Origin of the sequence: Shigella sp. FC1567 (assembly GCF_001743015.1) — a bacterium.
Classification (GTDB): Bacteria; Pseudomonadota; Gammaproteobacteria; order Enterobacterales; family Enterobacteriaceae; genus Escherichia; species Escherichia coli.
The window spans coordinates 1-2,262 of record NZ_MIIV01000217.1; the positions used below are offsets into that span (position 1 = coordinate 1).

At 48.2% G+C, this 2,262-nt stretch carries 2 protein-coding genes and 1 pseudogene; 1 reads left to right on the forward strand and 2 read right to left on the reverse strand.

All coding sequences use genetic code 11. From position 1 onward, the window contains the following. Positions 1 to 331: integrase core domain-containing protein (locus BHE85_RS13405; protein ID WP_000321149.1), on the forward strand; the 331-nt coding region annotated here is incomplete at its 5' end. A gap of 12 nt (positions 332 to 343) precedes the next feature. Here the strand turns inward: BHE85_RS13405 and BHE85_RS27515 are convergent. Next, positions 344 to 643: pseudogene (locus tag BHE85_RS27515) on the reverse strand (amino acid permease); the annotation flags it as partial. 17 nt (positions 644 to 660) lie between these two features. Continuing rightward, positions 661 to 1,809, reverse strand: coding sequence for an MFS transporter (locus tag BHE85_RS13415; RefSeq protein WP_000109297.1), 1,149 nt, complete (start codon positions 1,807 to 1,809; stop codon positions 661 to 663). Between the last annotated feature and the right edge of the window lie 453 nt (positions 1,810 to 2,262).

Genomic DNA, 2,262 nt, shown 5'->3' on the forward strand with positions numbered 1-2,262 from the left:
AGTGGAGTGGCTGACGGATAATGGTTCATGCTACCGGGCTAATGAAACACGCCAGTTCGCCCGGATGTTGGGACTTGAACCGAAGAACACGGCGGTGCGGAGTCCGGAGAGTAACGGAATAGCAGAGAGCTTCGTGAAAACGATAAAGCGTGACTACATCAGTATCATGCCCAAACCAGACGGGTTAACGGCAGCAAAGAACCTTGCAGAGGCGTTCGAGCATTATAACGAATGGCATCCGCATAGTGCGCTGGGTTATCGCTCGCCACGGGAATATCTGCGGCAGCGGGCTTGTAATGGGTTAAGTGATAACAGATGTCTGGAAATATAGGGGCAAATCCACCTGGTTGGCGTAGTTATTAACAACGTTGCCAAAACCCCAGACAGTGATAAAAGACATCAGCGCAATGTTGTACCATCGCAGCTGTTTTTCCTGAACATTCCCAGCCATAGACAAATCCTTCGCCAAAATTATAGGGGCATCTGTAAAACGAGGGATTATGCGCGGCAAATAAGAAGTGCGGAAATAGCGAAATGCAAAATTATAACCTGCTGCACATTTTATTTTTAAACGAATAAAATTTGGAATAAAGCAAGTCAGATAGAAGAAACAAAAAAGCAGAGTGTGAAACAGTAAGTTCACACTCTGCTTGAATTCATTTACACGTGAGCAACGGGTTTCGGCGTATGACCGGCGTTGCGCAGCAGCATCAGCAAATAGATAAACGATACGCTGGCGATCATGATAAACAATAAATTATCGGAGAAATTCTGCATTAGCATAGCGGTAAATGACGGGCCAAGCAGACTTCCCACAGTATAGCTCAACAGTAAGGCCTGGTTCATCGCCACCAGTTGATGATGTTCAACTTTCTCGCAAGCCCATGCCATCGCCACCGGATATAGCGTAAAGCCAGCGGCACCGAGGATGAATAACGCTGGGGCCATCGCCGCCTGGCTAAGCATCGCGATACTGCCGAGAATGACGACAAAGACCTGAACACGCAACACCAGCAGTCGACCAAACTTATCCGCCAGACGTCCAATCGACCATTGTCCAAGGATACCCGCACTGACCAGTACCGCCATCCAGAAACCAATGCTGGCATTGCTCACCCCTTTGTGATTGAGGTACAGCGGCATCAGGCCATATAGAGATCCCAGAACGATTCCTGAGATAATGCAGCCATTCACGCCAAGCCGCGCCTGACGGAGTTTTAGCATTGACGTAATTGACGTCGAATCATGGTTTTCAGCCTGCTGATTCAGCACACGCGTAAACAACAGCGGTAAGATCCCTGCCAACGTCAAACCTGTAACCCACGGCAATACGGACATCAGCTCGGTTGAAACTTTGCTGACCAGTAACTGGCCTAAAAACGTTCCCACGTAATAAACCATCATATACGCAGCAAGCAAACGCCCACGGTTACGTGACGTCCCACTGCACATCAGCGCGCTCTCAACAACCACCCAAATCATGGCACAGCCGACGCCCGCGACAAAACGCCAAGCCAACCAGCTCCAGAATCCAATCATCAGGCCAAGGCCGGCACAGCCAGCGGCAAAAATGAAGGAGGCCAGATAATAGCTGCGGTTAAAGCCAATGCGCTTAATGACATACCCTGTCAGCAATGTACCGACAAGGTTGCCGGTAAAATAGGATGAGCTGACAACGCCTACCTGCCATGTGGACATGTGTTCCTGGGCGAGCCAAAGCGGCACGAGTGTATTTAACACCGCAATCGCCAGAGTCAACAAAAGCAGGCCAGACAGCAAAAGCATGACAGGCCGGGTATACGTGGACATGAATTAAAACCGTGAGGAAGTTCAAATTTCATGCGCATCATGCCACCGCCAAAACATTGTCAATGAGTGAAAATACGCGATATCCCAGCGGCGGTATTATCGATTTATATTACTCATTCATAACGCTAATGCTGAAGAGATGATTAGTCTCATCTGATTGTTTTTATTGAACTAACACAAATTTCATACGCTTCGTTCAGTCGAAAAATTTCATGGTCACAGCAAACTCATATTTCCCGTCTATGCTTTCAGAGCAATGCATCGCGTCTGATCGATTTCAGACGTACCACTGACTCTCGAAAGGAGAAGAGGATGACCAAACCGTATGTTCGTCTTGATAAAAATGATACTGCCTGGATTTGCCCCTATATTTCCAGACATCTGTTATCACTTAACCCATTACAAGCCCGCTGCCGCAGATATTCCCGTGGCGAGCGATAACCCAGCGCACTA